The sequence below is a fragment of the Longimonas haloalkaliphila genome (assembly GCF_055379825.1).
The window spans coordinates 2,810,252-2,831,962 of record NZ_AP043948.1; the positions used below are offsets into that span (position 1 = coordinate 2,810,252).

General features: G+C 60.0%; 18 protein-coding genes. 12 read left to right on the top strand and 6 right to left on the bottom strand.

From position 1 onward, the window contains the following. The first annotated feature begins 306 nt into the window (after positions 1-306). Positions 307-846 (top strand): hypothetical protein, encoded by a 540-nt coding sequence (locus ACZ48V_RS11005; RefSeq protein ID WP_464539102.1) that lies wholly within the window; start codon positions 307-309, stop codon positions 844-846. A 238-nt stretch (positions 847-1,084) separates the two neighbouring features. Here ACZ48V_RS11005 and ACZ48V_RS11010 read toward each other — a convergent pair whose 3' ends face one another. Further along, positions 1,085-1,690: a diacylglycerol/polyprenol kinase family protein gene (locus tag ACZ48V_RS11010; protein WP_464539104.1), complete on the bottom strand. Its 606-nt coding sequence runs from the start codon at positions 1,688-1,690 to the stop codon at positions 1,085-1,087. A gap of 160 nt (positions 1,691-1,850) precedes the next feature. Here ACZ48V_RS11010 and ACZ48V_RS11015 point away from each other — a divergent pair, with 160 nt between their 5' ends. The 3 genes from ACZ48V_RS11015 (at position 1,851) to ACZ48V_RS11025 (ending at position 6,432) form a co-directional block, all read left to right on the top strand. After that, a complete protein-coding gene (locus ACZ48V_RS11015; RefSeq protein WP_464539106.1) occupies positions 1,851-2,804 on the top strand; it encodes a dienelactone hydrolase family protein in 954 nt (317 codons plus the stop codon). A 170-nt stretch (positions 2,805-2,974) separates the two neighbouring features. Continuing rightward, positions 2,975-4,039: a uroporphyrinogen decarboxylase gene (gene hemE / locus ACZ48V_RS11020; protein ID WP_464539108.1), complete on the top strand. Its 1,065-nt coding sequence runs from the start codon at positions 2,975-2,977 to the stop codon at positions 4,037-4,039. Positions 4,040-4,107: 68 nt separating this feature from the next. After that, a complete protein-coding gene (locus tag ACZ48V_RS11025; RefSeq protein WP_464539110.1) occupies positions 4,108-6,432 on the top strand; it encodes an acyl-CoA dehydrogenase family protein in 2,325 nt (774 codons plus the stop codon). Between the two features lie 70 nt (positions 6,433-6,502). Here the strand turns inward: ACZ48V_RS11025 and ACZ48V_RS11030 are convergent, their stop codons facing one another. Both ACZ48V_RS11030 and murB read right to left on the bottom strand, forming a co-directional pair. Further along, positions 6,503-7,357: an IS5 family transposase gene (locus ACZ48V_RS11030; RefSeq protein WP_464538143.1), complete on the bottom strand. Its 855-nt coding sequence runs from the start codon at positions 7,355-7,357 to the stop codon at positions 6,503-6,505. Between the two features lie 241 nt (positions 7,358-7,598). Further along, positions 7,599-8,684, bottom strand: coding sequence for a UDP-N-acetylmuramate dehydrogenase (gene murB, locus ACZ48V_RS11035; RefSeq protein WP_464539112.1), 1,086 nt, complete (start codon positions 8,682-8,684; stop codon positions 7,599-7,601). A 481-nt stretch (positions 8,685-9,165) separates the two neighbouring features. Here murB and fsa point away from each other — a divergent pair, with 481 nt between their 5' ends. The 7 genes from fsa to ACZ48V_RS11070 all read left to right on the top strand — a co-directional run bounded on the left by fsa (position 9,166) and on the right by ACZ48V_RS11070 (position 16,926). Continuing rightward, positions 9,166-9,834 (top strand): fructose-6-phosphate aldolase, encoded by a 669-nt coding sequence (fsa, locus tag ACZ48V_RS11040; RefSeq protein ID WP_464539114.1) that lies wholly within the window; start codon positions 9,166-9,168, stop codon positions 9,832-9,834. A gap of 96 nt (positions 9,835-9,930) precedes the next feature. Then, positions 9,931-11,331, top strand: coding sequence for an MBL fold metallo-hydrolase (locus ACZ48V_RS11045; protein ID WP_464539116.1), 1,401 nt, complete (start codon positions 9,931-9,933; stop codon positions 11,329-11,331). A gap of 370 nt (positions 11,332-11,701) precedes the next feature. Continuing rightward, positions 11,702-11,989 carry a sll1863 family stress response protein gene (locus ACZ48V_RS11050; RefSeq protein WP_464539118.1) on the top strand — a complete coding sequence of 96 codons (288 nt, stop codon included), beginning with the start codon at positions 11,702-11,704 and terminating at the stop codon, positions 11,987-11,989. A gap of 44 nt (positions 11,990-12,033) precedes the next feature. After that, the gene (locus ACZ48V_RS11055; RefSeq protein ID WP_464539120.1) at positions 12,034-13,377 is read left to right on the top strand and encodes a hypothetical protein; all 1,344 of its coding nucleotides are present in this window, start codon (positions 12,034-12,036) and stop codon (positions 13,375-13,377) included. Positions 13,378-13,425: 48 nt separating this feature from the next. Then, entirely contained in the window at positions 13,426-14,214 is a 789-nt protein-coding gene (locus ACZ48V_RS11060; protein ID WP_464539122.1) for a mechanosensitive ion channel family protein, read from the top strand. Positions 14,215-14,426: 212 nt separating this feature from the next. Then, positions 14,427-15,473, top strand: coding sequence for a glycosyltransferase family 4 protein (locus ACZ48V_RS11065; protein ID WP_464539124.1), 1,047 nt, complete (start codon positions 14,427-14,429; stop codon positions 15,471-15,473). Next, on the top strand, positions 15,466-16,926 hold the full coding sequence (locus tag ACZ48V_RS11070; protein WP_464539126.1) for a lipopolysaccharide biosynthesis protein: 1,461 nt from the start codon (positions 15,466-15,468) through the stop codon (positions 16,924-16,926). Before ACZ48V_RS11065 ends, ACZ48V_RS11070 begins: the two co-directional genes overlap by 8 nt. Positions 16,927-17,184: 258 nt before the next feature. Here the strand turns inward: ACZ48V_RS11070 and ACZ48V_RS11075 are convergent, their stop codons facing one another. The 3 genes from ACZ48V_RS11075 to panC all read right to left on the bottom strand — a co-directional run bounded on the left by ACZ48V_RS11075 (position 17,185) and on the right by panC (position 19,591). Further along, the gene (locus ACZ48V_RS11075) at positions 17,185-18,042 is read right to left on the bottom strand and encodes a 3-hydroxybutyryl-CoA dehydrogenase (protein WP_464539128.1); all 858 of its coding nucleotides are present in this window, start codon (positions 18,040-18,042) and stop codon (positions 17,185-17,187) included. Positions 18,043-18,281: 239 nt separating this feature from the next. Further along, positions 18,282-18,683 (bottom strand): aspartate 1-decarboxylase, encoded by a 402-nt coding sequence (panD, locus tag ACZ48V_RS11080; RefSeq protein WP_464539130.1) that lies wholly within the window; start codon positions 18,681-18,683, stop codon positions 18,282-18,284. Positions 18,684-18,706: 23 nt separating this feature from the next. Then, positions 18,707-19,591, bottom strand: a complete 885-nt coding sequence (panC, locus tag ACZ48V_RS11085) for a pantoate--beta-alanine ligase (RefSeq protein WP_464539132.1) — start codon at positions 19,589-19,591, stop codon at positions 18,707-18,709. A 361-nt stretch (positions 19,592-19,952) separates the two neighbouring features. Here panC and ACZ48V_RS11090 point away from each other — a divergent pair, with 361 nt between their 5' ends. After that, complete coding sequence (locus tag ACZ48V_RS11090) at positions 19,953-21,356, top strand: class II fumarate hydratase (RefSeq protein WP_464539133.1); 1,404 nt, start codon at positions 19,953-19,955, stop codon at positions 21,354-21,356. Positions 21,357-21,711: the final 355 nt, after the last annotated feature.

Below are 21,711 nucleotides of genomic sequence, written 5' to 3' on the forward strand. Positions count from 1 at the left end.
ATTGTTAAGGTACCCTGCCCTGTGGAAGGGTGTTTCTGTAGGTCGCTATCCATCTACTGGAAAGGCTCTTAGAGCCTATTTGGGTTTTGGTTTGCAGGCGAGAGCGAGCGACGCCGCGCGTAGCCCAAATTAAGAAATCAAAACAGGTTCTTAGTACGGGATCCGGCGTACCTCCTATTCGGACAGGCTCTGCGCCCGAACACGTGAAAAACACGCTGAAATGTTCTGGCTGATTCGACACCTTACAGGCCTTGTGTGTATAGTGTGTTCAAGCGTATATCTATTGTCTTCGACGACCTGCTTATTATGCCTTCCCCCCCGCTGCTCTCTCGCTCCGTTCTTTTCAGCGCGCTGGCGCTGCTGATTGTCTTTTCTGGGTGCCGCACGTACGGCGGTCATGACTCCGAGGAGCGCACCCACGCGCAGATGCAGCAAGCCAATGAACGATTTGCAAGCGACCTGTCGCGTGCCGAGGGCGACCTTGAGGATCTGCAGGACGCCGCCCGAACCAACGACGCTCTGCAGCCGCTGGCCGAGCGTTTCGAGACGATCCTCGAGCAGCACCGCGAGCATCTCGACACCCACCGCGATGTGGAGGCTTCGCTGAGCCCGTCGACCGACTACCGCACGCTGAGCCGGCAGTACCGCCGCATCATTACAGAGCAGCGGATGGTGCGGCAGGCGTATCGCCTCACGACCGAGCGTGTGTACGCGGTCGCAACCGGTGGCGATGTGCCCACGCAGGTCATGCGCGAAGCCGAGGCCTATACCGAGCCGCTGATTTACCGCCAGCAGCGCAACGCCGAGCCCCTTTCGATGCGCGACGCACTGGCCGGACGCCGATAAGATCGCCCCCGACGGGTGCAACTACTTCTCAAAGCAAACAGCCGCAGGCCGCTTCGTACACACGGAGGGGCCTCCTGTTTTTTGGTTGCTGTATGGTATACAAGTGCGGTACACAAGTGCGGTAAGCTCTCGATCGCCCTCTTTGCATCGCAGGCGACTCCCAGGCCCGGCGGCAATCGCTCTTCATACCAAGTGTGCTTTATGTAATAGTAGCAGAGATCTGCCTGTACTGCCCTGATTACCCGATAACGAGCAAGACGGCTCCCATCCCCACGGGTACGACGATGTTGTCGTTTAGCGGAAGGGGGAGCGCCTCCAGAACAGCGCCTACAAGCGCTGTAGCTGCCCACGCAAGGCCGGCTTCGCCAGACACGGCCAGCACCGCCGCTGCGCATCCCCAGAACGCCACCGACCCTTCGACGGTGCGCCCGTGTGCTCCCCAGGCGTGCCGACCGAACCGGCGCCCGACAAGTGCTGCCGCTGCATCGCCGATGAGTGCAGCGCAGAGCACCGGCACCGCCACGTTGAGCGGAAACAGCGCCGCAGCGAGCGCGCAGGCAATCAGCACCGACGTAGCGCCGTTCAGCACCACGCGCCCGCCCAGAGGGGGCCACTCTGACGGTCGCATTAGCGCCCCGAAGATCTGCACCACCCATGCGCGGAATGCCCCCCACCGCACGCGCAGTGTGTCGCCCAGCACGCCCAGCGCGGCTCCCACACCTACAATCCAGAGCGCCTCGGGCATTCCTATCCAGAGCATCCCCAGTGGAATGCTGAGCGCCAGCAGGTGCAAGGCCTTGCGTGCCTCTTCAGCACGCATGGAAAACGAAGTCGGCGACGCCATTGCAACAGTGCCTGTTCGAGCGAGAAAGAGCCAGTGAAGTAGCATCGCCGGTATCTTCTGGCGCGCGTAACGGTTCCGTGGATACCACGGCGTGCAGGAACGCTGGCTTTCCTGTGTCTTTCTACACTACCCCGATCTTCTCACCGAACGTCTCATGCCCATGCGCACGCTCTCTCCATTCGCCTTTGCCGTTGTGCTACTGCTTGCTACGCTGGCAGGGGGATGCGCTGGAGCGTCTGATGTCGATGGTGGTGAATCTGCCTCAGCGACTTCTACGTCAGAGGCCCCCGATGCCGCCCCTGCTGAGGAAACGTCTACCGTGAGCCTCTCTTATGTGGAGGACATGGCTGCAGCGCACGAAGGCGATGCCCCGGAGCCCTCGCCGCTGGTGCGTACGCCCGACGCCCCTATTTCCTCCGGGTCGGTTACGTACAAAACCACCGATGACGGCAAGGTGTGGAACGGTCATTATGCGACCTTAGAAGACGATGATCACTGGAAGCCGGCGGTCGTGCTCATCCACGAATGGTGGGGACTCAACGAAAACATCCGGCGTATGGCCGAGCAGATCGCGAGCAAGGGCTACCAGGTGCTTGCTGTAGACCTGTACGAAGGCGCAATCACCAGCGACCCGGAACGGGCCGCTTCGCTGATGCGAAACGCTATGGATCGCCCAGCGGTCTTGCATGCCCACTTGCAGGCCGCCCGCGAATACCTGTCTGAGACGCGCAACGCCCCCCGCGTGGCTGTCATGGGATGGTGCTTTGGCGGTCACTGGGCGCTGCGAGCCGCGCTTGAGGCCCCTGACAGCTGGGACGGCACTGTGATCTACTACGGCTCCGTTGAGGAAGCCGACGAGGAGGCCGTGGGCGCTCTCAACATGCCGGTGCTTGGCATTTTTGGCGGTGCAGATGAGAGCATTCCCGTACCAACGGTAGAAGCGTTCGCCGACCAACTGGAGCGTGGCAACGTACCGGCTGACATTCGCATCTACGAGGGGGCCGACCATGCGTTTGCGAGTCCCTCTGGGTCGCGCTATGCTCCCGAAGCGGCAGAAGACGCATGGGAGCGTACGCTTGCTTTTTTGGATTCAACCCTGCGTGCAAGCAGGTAGCGTACAGGTCTCGCCTGCAACGTCATCCTCCGACGTTCTACCGGGTGTCCACTGCCCCGCCCATACGCCTGTATAGCATCTGTGAGCGGCATACTGATCTTCGCTAATGCACGCATGCAGTCTCTGCCGTCCTCCCCTACGCACTTTGTTTTCTGTATTTTCTCTCTTGCATGCCCAACTTTCCTGAACTCAAAAACGATCTGTTCTTGCGCGCTGCACGCGGCGAAGTGACCGAGCGCACGCCCGTCTGGATGATGCGACAGGCTGGACGCTACCTGCCCGAATACCAGTCCGTGCGTGCCGACCATCCATTCTTTGAAGTGGTGAACACGCCCGAGCTGGCCTCCGAGGTCACCATCCAGCCCATCGACCGCTTTCCGCTCGATGCAGCCATTATCTTCTCCGACATCCTGGTTATTCCGCAGGCTCTTGGACTGGAGGTGCAGATGGTGTCGGGTAAGGGGCCGCATTTTCCGAATCCCCTCGAAACCCCAGACGCGCTCAACCGCCTCGATCCTTCGGTGGCCGACACCGTCCTTCAGCCGGTGTACGATGCTGTTACGCAGACGCGTATTGACCTGAACGGGCGTGTGCCGCTTATCGGGTTTGCTGGAGCCCCGTGGACGCTGATGGCGTATATGATTGAAGGCGGTGGAAGCAAGTCGTATCGCAACGCACGGCGCTGGCTCTACGAACACCCCGAAGCCAGCCACGAGCTGCTGGATACGCTCGCCTCGCTCATTGCCGACTATCTGATTCACAAGGTCGAAGCCGGTGCCCAGGCGCTGCAGATCTTTGACTCGTGGGCCGGCTTGCTTGGCCCCGGACTGTATCGCACCTTTGGCATTCCCTACCTCGAATCTATCGTCGGCGCGGTGAAAGATACGCATCCCGATGTCCCGTTCATCGCGTTTGCCAAGGGCGCCCCGTATGCGCTGCCTGCACTGGCTACAGCGGGATACGACGCGCTCAGCCTCGACTGGACGATGTCGCCTGAACCGGTTCGGGGGGAGGTTGGCACTGACATTGTGCTGCAGGGCAACCTGGACCCGTGCGCGCTTTACGGATCGCCCGATGACATCCGCCGCGAGGTGCAGCACATGCTGGCCGCCTTCGGTCCACACAACCACATTGCCAACCTCGGGCACGGCATGCACCCCGATCACGACCCCGCTCATGCCGGCGTCTTCATTGACGCGGTGCACGAGCTCTCCGAAACAATGCGTGCTGCCTGACCGCTTGCCGATTGCCTCCCGCTTTCTCATTCGCTGATTTTCCGTCTTCCCTAACGCCCCCTACTACCATGGAAACGTCTCCCCTCCGCACCAAAATCAACGAGCTACCATTCGACGTGCTGGCAGTGCTCCCCCTGCTCTACGTGGCCTGGGCCGACGGCATGATTACGCCGACTGAGCATGAAGAGCTGCGGAAGCGGTTACACGAGCTGGACTGGATTGCCCCAGAGCACCGCGAGACCATCGAGGCATGGCTCGACCCGTCTAATCCCCCATCGGCCACCGAGTACAACCAGTGGCGACGTGCCCTGCGGCGCGCCGCAGCCGACCTCCCGCAGTCCGGTCGCACCTCACTGGCTACGCTGGGCGCCGAGATGGCGTCGGTAGGCGGCGATGGCGCCCCGGGCCTTCCCGACGAGGCGCGACAGGCGCTGCACGACCTGGAAGCCACCCTCGGCGTAGCCGGCGATGAGATCGTTGACGAGCTGCGCGCCGACCGCCCGGCGCCCGAAGACGACGCCCCGCAGCAGCTGCCCTGCTCGCCCGACGCCCTGCAGGCCTACCTTGACGGACCGCATGCCGACCTGCGCAACCGCATTCGCACGCTGCTCTCCGACCCGGTTTTCAGCTACGACCCGTCGCTCGGCACCGACGCGCATCGCGAGCGCGTGCTCTACTGGTGCAAGCTGCTTGCCAATGAAGGGCTCGGCGCACTCGCGTTTCCGGAGGCACACGGCGGTAAAGGCGATATCCGAAAGTTTATCGCGGCGTTTGAGACGCTCTCGTATCATGACCTAAGCCTCGTCGTCAAGTTCGGCGTGCAGTTCGGCCTTTTCGGGGGGAGCGTTCACCGGTTGGGAAGCCAGCGGCACCACGAGGAATACCTTGAAGACATCGGCTCGCTCGAACTACCAGGCTGCTTTGCGATGAGCGAGCTCGATCATGGCTCGAACGTGCGCGATCTCGAAACGACGGCCACCTACGACCCCGACATCGAGGAGTTTGTCATCAATACGCCGCACGATGGCGCCCGCAAGGAGTGGATAGGCAACGCCGCAAAGCATGGACGCCTCGCTACCGTATTTGCTCAACTGCATACAAAAGACGAGTGCTATGGCGTGCATGCGTTCATCGTGCCGATCCGCCGATCTAATGGTACGCCCCAGCCGCGCGTACGCATCGAAGACTGCGGCGAGAAGATGGGGCTTAACGGCGTCGACAACGGACGCGTGTGGTTCGACCAGGTGCGCATCCCCCGCAAAAACATGCTCGATCGCTACGCGACCGTGCACCCCGATGGCACCTACGAGAGCGACATCCCCAGCGCCGGGCGTCGGTTCTTTACGATGCTGAGCACGCTCGTAGGCGGTCGAATCAGCGTAGCACGGTCGTCCTGCAGCGCTGCGAAGTCGGGTCTTGCCATTGCAGTGCGCTACGGCAACCGGCGGCGCCAGTTTGGCCCGCAAGATGAGCCCGAAGTGCCTATTCTGGACTACCGTACGCATCAGCGCCGCCTGCTGCCCCGTCTGGCGAAAACCTATGCCATTCATGCCGCACTGGAGAACCTGACGGAGCAGTTCGGCGCGCGCGGCCCCGACGACTCGCTTGAAGATGTAGAGGCGGCGGCCAATGCACTCAAAGCCTACAGCACCTGGCACACCACCGATGTGCTACAGACCGCCCGCGAAGCCTGTGGCGGCAAGGGCTATCTCGCCGAAAACCGCATCGCCGACCTGAAGGCCGATACCGACGTGTATACGACCTTTGAGGGCGACAACACTGTCCTGCTGCTGCAGGTCGCCAAGGGCTTGCTATCGGACTTCCAGCGGGAGTTTCGGGATATGAACGTCTTCAATATCGTGCAGTTTGTGGCGTCGGATCTTGGCACGCGGCTTACTGAAAAGAACCCGCTGGTGCGCCGCAACACTGACTCGGGCCACCTGCGCGACCCCGAGTTTCACGCAAAGGCGTTCCGCTACCGCAGCGAGGCGCTGTTGCAATCCGCTGCACGGCGCCTCAAAAAGCGTATCGGCGACGGAATGGACACCTACGACGCATTTATCGAGGTGCAGGACCACCTGGTCACGCTCGCGAAAGCAAAATCTGAACAGATCGTCTTCGACCGGTTCGATGCATCCATTCGTGAGGTCGACGATACAGCGGTGCGCGAGGTGCTCCGCACGCTCTGCACGCTCTTTGTGCTGGAGGCGATTGAGTCGGACCGAGGCTGGTTCCTGGAGCAGAACTACATTGAGGGCAACAAGGCCAAGGCAATTCGGCACGAGGTGAATGCGCTCTGCAGCGAGGTCCGTCCTATAGCTGAGCCGCTGGTGGACGCGTTCGCGATCCCCAATGCCTGCCTGCAGGCGCCCATTGCTGTAAAGCAAGCGTAGCGTGTTGATCCGTAACTCAGACTTGCGTGCTTCTGTCGCACAGGTCTTAAGAATCTGTTTTGATATGCCGTTAGAGGCGGCTGAGGGCCAATCGTAGCGACGCGAGCCGGACCATGGCGGCACTCGTCTCGGCCAGGCGCTCGTACTCCTTCGCAAGTCGCCGCCAGCCCCCCAACCAGCCGAGTGTTCGTTCGACAATCCAGCGCTTCGGCTCGACGGAGAAGCCCGGCTCTTCGGAGTCGGATTCGGTGATCTCAAGCCGAAGCCCAAGCGCTTCCTCAAGGTCGTCTTCGAGATCGCCGCGGTAGGCCTTGTCAGCGAAGACCGCTTCAAGACGTTCGCTTCGCTGTTCAGCCCGTTCAATGAGCTTGAAGGCGTGCTGGCTTTCGTGCTCATTGGCGGCGTGAATGCCGACGGCCCACGTCCAGCCCTGCGTGTCCGTGAGTATGTGCCGTTTGCGCCCTTTGACTTTTTTATTGCCGTCAAAGCCGCACAGACCGCCTGAGCGGGTGATCGAAACCGATTGGCAGTCAATAATTACCACGCTGGGCTCGGGTTCGCGCCCGGCTTCTCGCCGTGCGCCTCGCCGGGCTATGCTGAGCAGACGTGCGATTACGCCGCGCTGTTTCCACGTTCGGAAGTAGTAGTACACCGTCTGCCACGGCGCAAATCCACCAGGCAACATTCGCCACTGACATCCCGTTTTGACCACGTAGAAAATCGCATCCAGAATGTCGCGGCGCAGGTCATGTTGGCGGTGGCGCGAGGTATTGAGAACCGCTTTAATGTTGTGCCATTGGGAGTCCGTCAAATCGGAGCTATAGTCTTTGCGCATAGCTTCGGTGTCGCTTTCGGTGAAACGTCTGTTCACCACCGAAAACGAGGCGGACTCCCGTTCGTTTTCACTCGCGACGTGTGAAATCAAAACAGGTTCTAAGTAACGCGTTGTGCAGGTTTCCCTCTTCCTTTGCTGATCGCCGCGTCGGCCGCAGGCTCCCTCCTCGCGATGACACGGTGTAAACGTAGTTTCGCCGACTTACTCAAATGCTATACCGTACAAGAGCCTCCGGCCCTGAGCCGGGGGCTCTTTTGTACGTGTTTGTACCTGCCTAACATGCGACGCGCATGGGCAGCAGCTATACCGCCGATCTGTTTTACGATCTGTTTTACGATTCTGCAGCCATCTTCGCGCGCTCGGCGGCGGTCACAATGCCTTCGGGCTTGGGGACACGATACGGATCGCTGCTCGACGGCGGGGCGAACTGCCCAACGAAGGTGATTTCAGTATCGAGATGGTAGCCCGTCTCTTTCTCGACGGTCTGCTGCACATGCGCAATCAACGCGCACACATCAGCGGCCGTGGCCCCACCCCGGTTCACGAAGATGTTCGCGTGGCGATGCGTCACCTCTGCCATACCGACGCGTACCCCCTTGAGCTCGCAGCCATCGATCAGGCGCCCGGCACCAACGCCCTCGATCTTCTTGAAGATGGAACCGACGCTGGGCTCGGTATCGAGGGGCGGGTGACGTAGCGCGCGCCACTCCAGGTTCTCTTCCATGATGCGCCGCATCCGCTCGCGGCTGCCGGGCGCAAGCTGAAACGTAGCCGATAGCACTATGTCGTTGCGGTCGTGCAGAATGGAATAGTCGTAGTCATAATCGAAGTAGTCTACGCCTACGGTGCGGCGCTCCCCCTCTTCGGTGAGGATGTCGGCCGCATGCACCACCTCTTCGATGAACATGGTGCGCTTGCGCTCGGGCGCTGGCGACAGAAAGTGCAGGTTTTGCCAGAGCGCCCCTCCGACGGTCGAAGGGATGCCCACGTAGTGCTCCAGTCCCGACAGTCCGGCATCGACCGCGGCATGGATGACGTCGGGGTACATGGTGGCGCCGCTTCCGACACGGAGCTGGTGCGCATCGCGGTCGATCTGCAGCCCGTTGGCTGCGTTGCGGATGACGAGTCCACGCACGCCATAGTCGCCAATCACGAGATTTGCGCCCGTGCCCAGCACGTGGTGCGGCACGTCGAGGGTGCGGGCAATCTGGAGCGCGGTAGCGAGCTCATCGGCCGAGTGCACCTCCCAGAAGAGATCGGCAGGGCCGCCGATCTTGAAGGTGGTGTAGGGCGCAAGCGGCACGTTGCGCTGCAGCGATGCCTCGGCGTGGGGATGCAGGGCCTCTATGGCGCGTTGCAGCACGGCATCGGGAAGCGGGTCGGGGGCGTCGTGGTAGTCGGGCGGGAACGAACTCATCGAAGCGTGATCAGACCGGGAAGAGAGCGTAGGCGGTGCGCCTACGAGAGCGAACGTTGTACGTACGAACGTGCCCACGCAGTTGTGCCGAAGCAGGCAGCGAGGCGATGGCGCCCCGCATTCCCCTGAATGCTTCCCTGTAAGAGCCTGTTTGGTTTGGGTTTGTAGGCGAGAGCGAGCGCCGCTGAGGCGAAAATTGGACCACGATGGAGGTTCGTAGCCGGGGCTACGGGCCGACGTCGGGGGCAATTTGCACCAGGGGCATGACCTTCGGCCCCAGTCCAGCGCCGCCGCTCGGAGCCCAAATTAAGAAATCAAAACAGGCTCTAAGGGTCTGAACTGAACAAACCTCTGGGAATAATGCAGGTGGATGTGCTGATGACGAACTCTATGTTGAAATGTTCATATTAGCATTGCTATGCACACACTGCATATTGACAACCATTCACGACCGTTTCCATCACGAACTCCTACCTGAACCATGAAATTTTTTATTGACACCGCCAACCTCGAAGAGATCCGCGAGGCCAACGACCTGGGCGTGCTTGACGGCGTAACGACGAACCCGTCGCTCGTTAAGAAAGAGGGCAACATCGACTTTCACGAGCGGGTGCAGGAGATCTGCGACATCGTGGACGGCGATGTGTCGGCTGAGGTTACGGCGACGGACTTTGCGGGCATCATGACAGAGGCGCACGAGCTGGCGCAGCTGCACGAGAACGTGGTCGTGAAGGTGCCGCTTATTCGTGAGGGCATCAAAGCGATTCGGGCGCTCTCTGACGAAGGCATTCGGACGAACTGCACGCTCTGCTTCTCGCCGATGCAGGCGCTGCTGGCTGCCAAGGCAGGAGCCACGTACATCAGTCCGTTCATCGGGCGCATCGACGACATCTCGTCGAACGGCATGCAACTGATTGAGGAGATCGTGCAGATCTACGCGAACTACGGCTTCCAGACGGAGATTCTGGCTGCGTCGATTCGCCACCCGATGCACGTGAAAGAAGCTGCACTGGCCGGTGCCGATGTCGCCACGATTCCGTTCGGCACCATTCAGAAGCTGCTGGAGCATCCGCTGACCGACCGCGGACTGCAGCGCTTCCTCGATGACTGGAACGCCTACCAGGAGGAGCTTGCCGCTGAAGTGGCCTAGCTTCTCGTTCTGCTCGTTGCCATCCGTTTCCTGCTGCGCAGCCGTTGCGCGGCGCAGTGGGATTGTCTGCTTTTGTCGTACTGCACCTGATCTCTTATGGAATTTGTAGCGCTTGGCGATACCGATGACATCGCCGCGAGTTGTCATTACCTGGGCATTAACGGCACCGGGCTTTTGCTGGATGCGGGGGTAGACCCGCGCAAAGAAGGGAAGGAGTCGCTCCCCAACTTTGACCTGGTCCACAACACCGCCGACCGGTTCGTGGATCATGCCTTTGTTACGCATGCGCACCACGACCACATGGGAGCCGTGCCGGTGCTCTACCGCGAGTTCCCGCACATCATGACCCACATGACCGATGCCACGCGTCGGCTGCTGGAGTTTCTGCTGCCGGCCTCGGCCCGCCTGCAGCGGCGGCGCGTGCGCGAAGGCAGCACCCAGGCCGACCCGCTCTTCACCGAAGACGAGGTCGATCCGCTCGGTCACCTCTACCTGACGCACGACCTGCAGAAGCCCTTCAAGGTAACGGGGCTGAAGGGGGATGCAGAGATTACAGCGCGCTTCTACACCGCCGGGCACATCCTCGGCGGCGTAGGCGTGGAGCTAACGATCGGCGCCGGAGACGATGCCAAACGCGTCTTCTATACCAGCGACACGAAGCTGACCTCGCAGTCGATCTTACCCGGAGCCAACTACCCCGACGCTGCAGACGTGCTGATTCTGGAGTCGACCGCCGGTAACGACCCCGAAGCGGCGCAGACGAGTCGCCCGGAGGAGCTTGAGAAGTTTACGGCGACGCTGCAGAAGACGCTGGAGCGCGGAGGAACGGCGCTCATCCCGGTGTTTGTGATGGGCCGTGCGCAGGAGACCCTTGCTGTGATCGACCGCCTGAAACATGAGGGCAAGATCGACGACGACGTGCCGGTCTACACCGCCGGATCGATGCGCGCCATTGCCGACCTCTACGACCAGACACGCACCTCTACGCCCCGAGTGGATTCGGACTTTCGGGTGTTTGGCGTGGATCAGAAGCGCCTGCCCCGGAGCGAGAAGCGCAAGGCGAAAGCGCTCGAAGGGCCTGCGATTCACGTGCTTAGCAGCGGCATGATGTTCGAGCCCACGCTGTCGAACCTGATCGGGCGGCGCCTGGTCGAAGACGAGAAGAACGCCATTCTGATGGTGGGCTACTCCAAAGAAGGCTCGCCGGCTGCCCGCCTGCTTGAGGCCGCGGAGCAGGGCAACGGCACCGAGGTGGTGCTAAACCCCGACCACGGCTCGCAGTCTGTACGCTGCACGGTCGACGACTTCCGGTTCTCGGGTCATAGCAACCGCGACGAGCTGCTGGAGGTCGTAAAACGGATGGCCCCCCGCGAAGTTATCCTCGTGCATGGCGAGCCCGATGCCCGCGCCTGGATGGCCGAGCACATCACCCAGATCGACGACACGATCACGGTGCACCAGCCCGAGGGCGGCGTGCCTGTTGAGCTGGATCTGTAAGGCGCTGCGTATAACGCGCTACATGCTGTACGCACTGCATACGCTATACAGCAAAGCCTCTGCCTGCCCTGGCAGAGGCTTTTTGTGTTTGGGGGATACGAACCGGCTTTCTTTTTACGGAAGTGATTTACGGAAGTGGTTTACGGAAGTAGTGCGCCCCGGCTACGGATAGCACCAACTCCGCATGTTGCCGTGGTGACTGGAGGAGTGAACGGAAGAGACGCTCATTCTCTGCCCCATGATTGCGCAAGGCTATGCGTTTAACACGACCGAACATCTGTATGCATGAAACAAGTGATTCACATATGGGTGTGGCACCTCAGTTGCATTTTATTTGCTCAACCTTTTCTTCAAACGAGCTAAACTGACTATGACTACCCGTAAGGAATACACCCAAAAGCTCAAGTCGAAGCTCGACGAGTGGAACGAAAAAATTGATGAGCTGGAGACCAAGCTTGAAGCGACCGACATGGAAGCACGCGCAGAGTACCAAGAGCAACTCCAAACGTTAAAATCAAATCGGGAGACACTTGAGCAAAAAGTCAGTGAGCTGCAAGATGCGAGCGGTGATGCCTGGAACGATATACGAGCAGGTGCAGCGGATGCTTGGGAGGCGCTCGACGACGCTCTCGACAGAGCCATATCGCGGTTTGAATAAATCTGTGCACAGGTTGTCTATATACCCCCCTTCCAAATATAGCAGTGGCTATCCCTGAGTCATCAGATTCGGAGTCGATATGGGCGTTTGTCTCGCCAGATTCCATCGCCCGCCCTGATTCCTCGATGGATATGCGTGTGCAAGAGGGGGTCTCGGTGCTGCGGACATGGATCCGTACGTTGCCAGAGGCGCTTTCGCGCTTATGGACGGGTAGTGAGACGAGCTCTAACAGCGACAAAGCCCTTCAGGCGCTGCCCGAAGAGAACAGGCTCCGCCCCGCTCCAGACGCCTTGTTGGACCGCATCGCGCCCCCACCGGACTGGTCTGAGGCAGTGTCAGCACTTGATACTGCCCTCAGACCATGGACAACCGGCTCCGATGACGTACCGGCTCTTGTACTCATGCCGGGTTACCACAATGCGCCTCCTCTTCTAAAGCTTTGGGCCGAGGTCCATACATGGACGACCATCGCCCCGGTACCACGGCCCCACATTATGCAGTCCGCTGAAGCAGTCGAAAGCTGGTTTATCGAGCGGGCAAACAGCCAAACACCCTGGGTCCTTCCACGTCTGGAGCGATGTTACATACGGACCCCGAGCGGACTCGCTTTTGTGCGTCGACTACTTGACCACTGGACTGGGGGCTCTCTTGGTCGAGGAATCATCGGCTGTGATCCACATGCTTGGACCTACCTTCAGCAGGTGTGGGCCGGAGCAATCCCTCACTGCTTCGTCTTGAAGCCCTTCTCCGCCAACATGCTCGCCCGGTGGTTCCGCACCCTTGCTGAATTGAACCGCCCAGATGGTGCCCCTCCAGTTTCTTTCCACATGGCAGATCGAGACTCTCCAGTGCTTCCTGAACGGCATGAAAGAGAGCATAGCACCAGTACCGACGTATCTGGTGATGAGGCCCCCAGCCCCTATCTGCGCATGTTAGCTGCCTACAGCCAGGGCGACCCGAATATTGCATGGCTCTTGTGGCGCCAGAGCCTGCTCACACCGGCCGACGCCTTGCCGCTAAACACAGAAGACGCAGAACAAACAGCAGAAAAGATAGGGCGCGCGCCAGATCCCAAGTCAGAGCCGAGGCCGATCATATGGGTCCCCCCCTGGAGCGATGCAGAGCACCCAAAGCTCTCGCATGATGCCACGCAGCGTGATACCTTTGTCTTACATGCGCTCCTTCTGCATGGTGGGCTATCTGCAGATCAGCTCTGCCCGCTCCTCCCGATGAATCCGTACGCTGTGCGCCACCGCCTGCATCACATGCACACCGCGGGCATCATCACACAGAGAGGCGCCGAGTGGCATCTTACACCCGTCGGCTATGCCGCAGCATGCGACATGCTACGCAAGGACGCGTACCTCCCCGACCCACACGCCACGTAACTCTTTCTCCTCACCCTGATTGCTGCAATGGGCTCAGATGCGGTAGGTATGCTTCGCGACGTCGGATGGGAAAGCGTCCTCGGGATTATATTGATCGTTGCTGCGGCCGTCGGCCTTACGCTGCTGATCCAGCGGTTTGTGCCTCGTTTTGCCGAACAGGTACCCGGGCGCTATCGCCTTCCTGTGCTGGCCACGGTACCCCTCTTCCGACTCGTGATCCTGGTGGTGACAATCGGCTTGATTGTTCCTATCGTGATCGATCCTACATTCGAGAATCTTGTAGCATTTCTGGGAGCTGCTGGCCTGGCACTCGGCTTCGCGCTGAAGGACTACGCAAGCAGCCTGATCGCCGGGATCGTCGTTGTATACGAAGCCGCTTACCGCCCCGGAGACTGGGTATCTGTCGGGAGCGGCTACGGTGAGGTCCAGTCGGTTGGAATGCGATCCATGAAAATGATCACGCCCGACGACACGGTTGTGGTAGTGCCTCATCAAAAGCTCTGGACGGAGCTAATTTACAACGGTAACAACGGCACCCAGAACCTACAGTGCGTGGCCAACTTCTACCTGGATCCAGACCACTCAGCCGTCCACGCCCGACAATTACTCCATGATGTAGCCCTGACCAGCCCCTACTTGCAGGTTACAAAGCCCATCGCGGTTGTCGTGCAGGAAAAACCGTGGGGTACCCACTACCGGCTGAAAGCGTATCCGGTCGACCCTCGCGACCAGTTTCCTTTTATCACCGATCTGACAGTGCGCGGCAAGGATGCCCTGCGCAGCCAGGGATTCCAACCGGCTCGTGCGTCTGCCCTCTCCGAAAGCGCTGCAGCGTAACACATCGGTGTAGAACAGAGGCACTTCATCTGATCCGCCAGCAGAGGCCCCCGCGATCCTCTCTACAGGTGAACACTCATCACAAATCAGAGCTGGGGCGCACAAGCGGCTTGCGTTTAAGCGATGCAAGATCGAAGTTGCAGAACGCTGTGTGGTACTTCTCGCAGCACCCTGCAGCGCCCCACTGCTCTACTCATCTGTTTTCGAGCTCCATGAAGATTCTGGCCTGGCCGGCATACGCCAACACCACGGGCAACCCGTACAACCGGTTGCTTAGCGACGCGCTGGAAGCGCAGGGCGTAGACGTGCACGAGTTTACGCCCGAGCGTGCCCTGAAAGGACGCTACGACCTGTGGCATATGCACTGGCCCGATGACGTCCTCAGCTACCCTTCTACCGCACGTGCTGCTGGAATGATGAGCGCCGTGCTGGCCCTGATGGCCTGGGCACGGATACGCGGCACCCGCATCGTGTGGACGGTCCACGACCTGGGCCCGCACGACAACTACCACCCGTTACTGGAGCGCATCTTCTGGAACGGCTTCATTCCGCAGGTAGATGGCTTCATCAGCCTCAGCGCTACGGGGCGCGAGATGGCGCGGGCGCAGCACCCGATGCTCAATGAGATCCCCTCGAAGGTCGTGCCACACGGCCACTACCGAGCGGCCTACCCGGACCCGATTTCTCGTGCTGAGGGGCGCGAAGCCCTCGGGTTAGAATCCGACATGCCCGTGATCTTGTACATCGGTCGCATCCGCCCGTACAAGAACGTAGGACGGCTCATCCGTGCATTCAAAACGATGGACCGTCCGAAGGCGCGGCTTGTTGTCGCCGGCAACCCGGTCGATTCCTCGCTTCGCGAGTCGCTACAGTACGTCGCCGCCTCCGACCCGCGGGTGCGACTCGACCTGCGCTTCATTCCGCCCGATCTGGTTCCCACCTACATGGCTGCGACCGACCTGGTTGCCCTGCCCTACGACAACGTCCTGCACTCAGGCGCAGCACTGCTGGCGCTCTCGTTTAACCGTCCGGTCATGGTGCCTGCCCGCGGCGCGATGCGCGAACTGCAGGAGTACGTAGGCTCGCAGTGGGTGCATACGTTTGACGGACGCCTCCTGGCGTCGAAGCTCTCTGAAGGGCTCAACTGGGCGATGCATACGCCGCGCGACAGCGAGGCTCCGCTCGACCTGTTCGGCTGGGACGTGCTGGCTGAGCGCACCATCGACCTGTATCGTCAGGTGCTGCAAACGCGTGGATAGCTCGTGGTCGAATCTGCGCGACCGTGCGCTTCGGGGCGTGGCGTGGTCGGCCGTGCAGAATTGGGGGAGCCGCCTCATCACGTTTGTGGTGTTTGCGGTGCTGGCTCAGCTGCTCGATCCGGAGGCGTTTGGCGTGCTGGCGCTTGCGGGCACGTACATCGCCCTGCTGCGCGTACTCGTTGACCAAGGGTTTGCCGCTGCAATCATCCAGCGCGATGAACTGGAGGCCGGGCATCTCGATACTGCGTTTGTAGTCAATCTGGTCGGCAGCGTGGTGCTGATGCTGGCGAGCCTTCCACTGGCCGCCCCCATTGCAGATCTCTTCAGCACCCCGCTCCTGGCTCCCGTCATTCAGGCGCTGGCCCCGGCTTTTCTGCTCGCAGCGCTGGCTGGGGTACAACAGGCGCTCTTTGAACGGCGGATGCAGTACCGCGTGCTCGCCATCCGAGAGTTTGTCGCGAGCCTGACCGGCGGCATCGTTGGCGTAAGTATGGCTCTCTACGGCTGGGGCGTGTGGAGCCTGGTTGGATGGTTCCTCGCTGAGCGCACAGCCGCCGTCGTCGTACTGTGGACAGCCAGTCCGTGGCGCCCCGGACGCACGATTACCCGGCGCCACTTTGTAGATCTCTTCTCGTTTGGCATTCACCTCGTCGGTTCCAACCTGCTCGATTATGTGAACCGCCGGGCCGACAACCTCATCATCGGCTATGTGCTGGGGCCCACGGCACTCGGATTCTACGACGTAGCCTACAAGCTGTACACCGCCGGGGTCGACCTCGTTACGCAAACGGTGTCATCGGTCGCCTTTTCAACGTTTTCGAAGCTTCAGCACCGCCGCGACCAGATGCGGGAAGCCTTCTACAAGGGCACGCAGACCGCCAGCGTGGTGGCGTTTCCGGCGTTTCTGGGTGCCGCGGCGATCGCCCCATCGCTCATCGAGCTGGTGTTTGGCACGCAGTGGGTGCCCGAGAGCGCCCACGTCTTTCAGGTGCTCGCTCTCATCGGGACGCTGCACGCGCTCTTCTACTTCAATCCAGCGGTGCTTCTGGCATGCAATAAGCCGTCGTGGCGGCTTGCCTTAAACGCGCTTAACGCGGTAGCCAATGTCGTTGCATACACGATCGCCGTGCAGTTCGGCATCGTCGCCGTAGCTGCAGCGTTCGTGATTCGTGGCTACGTACTGGCCCCCCTCGAACTGTGGATGCTCCGCCGCCTCATCAACGTTCGGGTACGCACGTACCTGCGCAACATCGCCGCGCCGGCCACAGCAGCTATCGTCATGGCTACGGGACTCGTGGCGGCCCGTATGATCCTGCTGCCCGATCTCGCGCTTGGCCTCTGGGTCACGCTGGCGATTGGTTCAGGCGCCTTTCTCTACACAATGCTTGTGTGGATGCTCGCCCCTTCCTTGCTCCGACGACTCTGGGCGCTTGCCGCCGAGCTGTGGCGCTGAGCCCTCGCCCTGGACTATGGCGCTGAACTGTGGCGCGTCCTGATTCCTTTTCCACCTTGGTTCAACCTACCACTGGCCCAGCGCTCCTGCTTTCAGATATTCGTTCATCTCAAAATACCGAGACCGATATAGCAGCACAAAGTCCGGCATAAAAGCCGCCTTAAACGTTTAAAAGCCCGGGGCTGTCAAGGGGACAGCCCCGGGCTTCGGGCATCGTACAATTTTGGCACCGCAACAGGTACGTCCTCGTAGGCCGCTTTAACCGTCATAGGTGTAGAAGCCCTGTCCGGACTTACGCCCGAGATGACCGGCGGTCACTTTTTTGCGGAGCAGTGGGCACGGACGGTACTTGTCGTCGCCCAGTTCGCCGTGCAGCACTTCCATGATGCCAAGACACACATCGAGCCCGATGAAGTCAGCCAGCGTGAGGGGGCCCATCGGATGATTCATGCCGAGCGTCATGACCGTGTCGATGTCCTCTTCGCTGGCCACGCCCTCCATCAGACAGAACACCGCCTCGTTTATCATCGGCATCAGTACGCGATTGGAGACAAACCCGGGAGCGTCATTTACTTCGACCGGGGTTTTGCCGAGATCTTCGGCGAGCGCCTGGACCGCGTCGTGCGTACCTTCGCTCGTTTCAAGACCGCGTACGACCTCCACCAGCTTCATGACAGGCACCGGGTTGAAGAAGTGCATGCCGATGACTTGCTCAGGGCGGCTGGTCTGTGCGGCCAGCCATGTAATGGAGATCGACGACGTGTTCGACGCCAGAATCGCATGGTCAGGCGCAGCCTCATCAAGCGTTTCAAAGATGGGCCCCTTCACCTCCGTCGTCTCCGTCACAGCTTCGATAACGAGATCGACATCAGCTACGCCTTCTGCGAGGTCGGTGTGCGTGCGGATGCGGTCGAGCGTAGCCTCACGCTCGTCTGCGGTGATGCGCTCTTTTTTGACCTGGCGCGCAAGATTTGCTGCAATGGTGTCGGTCCCTTTGTCGAGAGCGTCTTCGCTTACATCGATAAGCGTAACGTCAAGCCCGTTTAGAGCAAGCACATGGGCGATACCATTTCCCATGGTACCGGCGCCAACAACAGCAGTGGTAGAAAAAGACATAGCGTCGATTAGTTGGAAGCGGTTTCAGCGAATGTGCTTCCAACGTAGGAAAGGGGCGTTCTTGAATCCACCAAAGAATGCGCGAAAGTAACTGGTAGAGACCTGCATACAGAAATTTGCATCCTGCAGATCGCACCTGTGGTGTCCCTGTGGTGTCCCTGTAGAGCTCGTCGCACGGGCGTGGATACGTTCCACCGCCCGATGCCACGGACTGATGCCATCGCCTGCTAGGCAGACCGTTACGCAATCAGCATATCGTCGCGCACGGTACCCGGCTGCTCGGCCTCGATCTGCTCTTTGGGATCGTTATTTTCGCCAACGAGGACCACGTTGGGCGTGTGGGCTTCCGCCTCTTCGGGCGTCATTTCGGCGTACGCAATCACGATAACCTGGTCGCCTTTGGCCGCAAGTCGCGCAGCCGGACCGTTCAGACACACGGTGCGCGATCCGGGTTCATCGGCGATGGTGTATGTTTCAAGACGGGCGCCGTTGTTAACGTTCACCACCTGAACCTTTTCATGCGGTAGAATACCCGCCGCATCCAACAGCTCCCGATCGATGGTGATGGAGCCCTCATAGTACAGGTCAGCTTCGGTAACACGAAGCCGGTGCAGCTTCGCCTTGAACATCGTGATGGTCATCAGAAAGAAAGCAGTCAGTCAGCTTACAACGAAGAGGGGACGCGTACAAAGGCGTTGTCAATGAGCCGTGTATCGCCAAAGAACACGGCAGCAGCGATTAGTACATCGTCGTTTGCATGCAACTGAGTTTTGGGTTGAAGCGTTTCCGCATCAACGACAGACGTGTATTGGATGCGTGCATGCTCCGCTGCGGAGAGCGGTTTTCGCATCGCTCGAACCACAGCATCTACCTGCTGTTCCCCACCTTCAATCGCCCGCACTCCGGCTTGAATTGCTGTGTAGACGCACGGCGCCTCAGCACGCTCGGCCTCGCTGAGGTACGCGTTGCGCGAGGAGCATGCGAGTCCATCAGATTCACGCACCGTAGGTACGCCCACCACGTCGACATCAAACCGCAAGGCACGCACCAGATGCTTCAGGATGACGAGTTGCTGGGCATCCTTCCGCCCAAATACCGCCACATCGGGTTTGCTCGCGTTAAGCAGCTTGGTTACGACTGTTACGACGCCTTCGAAATGCCCCGGACGGTACCTGCCACAGAGGTGGTCGTTCAGCGTGTGCACATCGACCGATATGTAGGGGTCTTCGGTGGTCGACGCCCCGAACGGATACATGGCCTCAACCGTCGGTGCAAAAATCGCTTCCACCCCGTCATATGCTTCAAGTGCCTCGCGGTCTGCTTGCAGCGTACGTGGGTATGCCTCATAGTCTTCGTCGGGAGCAAACTGCGTGGGATTCACAAAAATGGACACGACCACCGCATCCGCCTGCTCCTGCGCCTCTTCGACCAGCGCCAGGTGTCCTTGATGGAGCGCTCCCATGGTCGGCACGAGCGCGACCGTACGCTCATCTCTATGCTGCATGTCAGACCACGCCTGCATAGCCGACACGTCGGTGATAACATTCATGAAGAACCAGAACTTACAAGGAAAGAAATAGGCGGGTGGGCCCCCGGCTGTACCGGGCGTTGTAATCTAACGGACGCAAGCATGACGCGCAACACTCGGCATAACGCCTTATTACGATCACCACACGATCACTGCAAATGTATGGAGCATTCAGTGCTGTAATGCATGCTTCGGCCAGTTGCTGCCCACTGCACTGCCATTATACTGCTATTGTACTGCATTTGGCCGTTTGGCACCGCTTCCATAAATGACCAAATCTTTCTTTTGGATGCGCGCAGCATCGCGTGCTATCGGCTATCTTTTACCGTACAGACAATCACTCTAGTTTGCTCGTTCTACTTCCACATTCTCCAGATACGCCATGGCTGATGATTTTCGCACCGAACACGACTCACTGGGTGCCGTCGAGGTGCCGTCGGATGCGCTTTACGGCGCTCAGACACAGCGCGCCCGCGACAACTTCCCTGTCAGCGACCTCCGCTTTCCGCGTGCCTTCATTCGCGCACTGGGAATCGTCAAGGTCGCTGCAGCCCGTGCTAACAACGAACTGGAGCTGCTTAACGACGACAAGGCTGCTGCCATTGAGCAGGCTGGCCACGACGTCATTGCAGGCCTGCTCGACGACGAGTTTGTGCTCGACATCTTTCAGACCGGAAGCGGCACATCAACCAACATGAACGCCAACGAGGTCATTGCGAATCAGGCCTCCGAGATGCTTGGTGCCGAACGAGGCAGCAAAGCCGTTCACCCGAACGACGACGTAAACATGTCGCAGTCGTCGAACGACGTGATTCCCACCGCCATGCACGTGGCCGCTCGCACGGCCCTGCTCGACGAGCTTGTGCCAGCCCTTGCTAAGCTGCACAGTGCCCTGCTCGACCGGGCCGAGGCGTTCGACGATGTGCTCAAGAGCGGCCGCACGCACCTGATGGATGCTACGCCGATCCGGCTCGGTCAGGAGTTCGGAGGGTACGCCGCGCAGGTGCAGAAATGCATCGCACGTGTGCAGCAAGGGGCCGATGAGCTTACCGAGGTGGCGCTGGGCGGCACCGCCACCGGGTCAGGACTCAACCGGCACACCGAGTTTCCCGAGCGCGCCATTGCCCACATTAGCGGACTCACCGGGGTCCCGTTCGAAGAGACGAGCAACCACTTTGCCGAACAGGCCGGCAAGGACGCGTATGTGCAGGCTCACAGCGCTCTAAACACGACTGCCACGGCGCTGCTCAAGATCGCCAACGACCTGCGGCTCCTGTCGAGTGGTCCAACCAGTGGCATTGCCGAGATCACGCTGCCAACGATTCAGCCGGGCTCGTCGATCATGCCGGGCAAAGTAAACCCCGTGCAGAGCGAACAAGTGATGATGGCTGCGTCTCGCGTGATGGGTAACCACACCACTATCACTGTAGGCGGACAGCACGGCAACTTCGAGCTAAACGTGATGATGCCGGTTATGGCCCATGCCATGCTTGAGAGCATCTCCATCCTCACCGGAAGCGTCACCGCCTTTACGGAGAAGTGCGTGACGGGCATCGAAGCCAACCGCGCACGCTGCCAGGAGCTGCTTGAGCTCAATCCATCCATTGCCACCGCCCTGAACAGTGCCATTGGCTACGATAAAGCCTCTGAAGTCGCAAAGAAAGCGGTCAAAGAGGGCAAAACCGTGCGTACGGTGGTGCAGGAGATGGACTTGCTGAGCGAAGAGGAGCTCAACGATTACCTGGATATTCGCGCGATGACCGAGCCTGGCGTGCCTGGTGAGTAACAAACGTAGGTAGACAAGCCACACAGCCTAACCACATGGCCACATAGCCTAACACATAATAGCATAGACAGAGACGGACATTGCCATTGCGCGCGCCCACAGGCGCTACGTATCCTGCAGCGTAACAGCGTAACAGACCGGGTATGTACGCTTAACGCGTGCTCTCTCCACACCGTGCCGACGCCGGGCCCCCGCCCTGTGTCGGCACGGGGCGTTTCGGCTACCATGTGTAGACCGCAGCCATGGAGGGACTTTAGCTGGCTTCAAACGTGATAAGCGCCAAACGATTACATATGTATACGCATCTATACGAAACCGTGGCTTCACACGTTGTTTTCCATGTGGTGCAGATGTT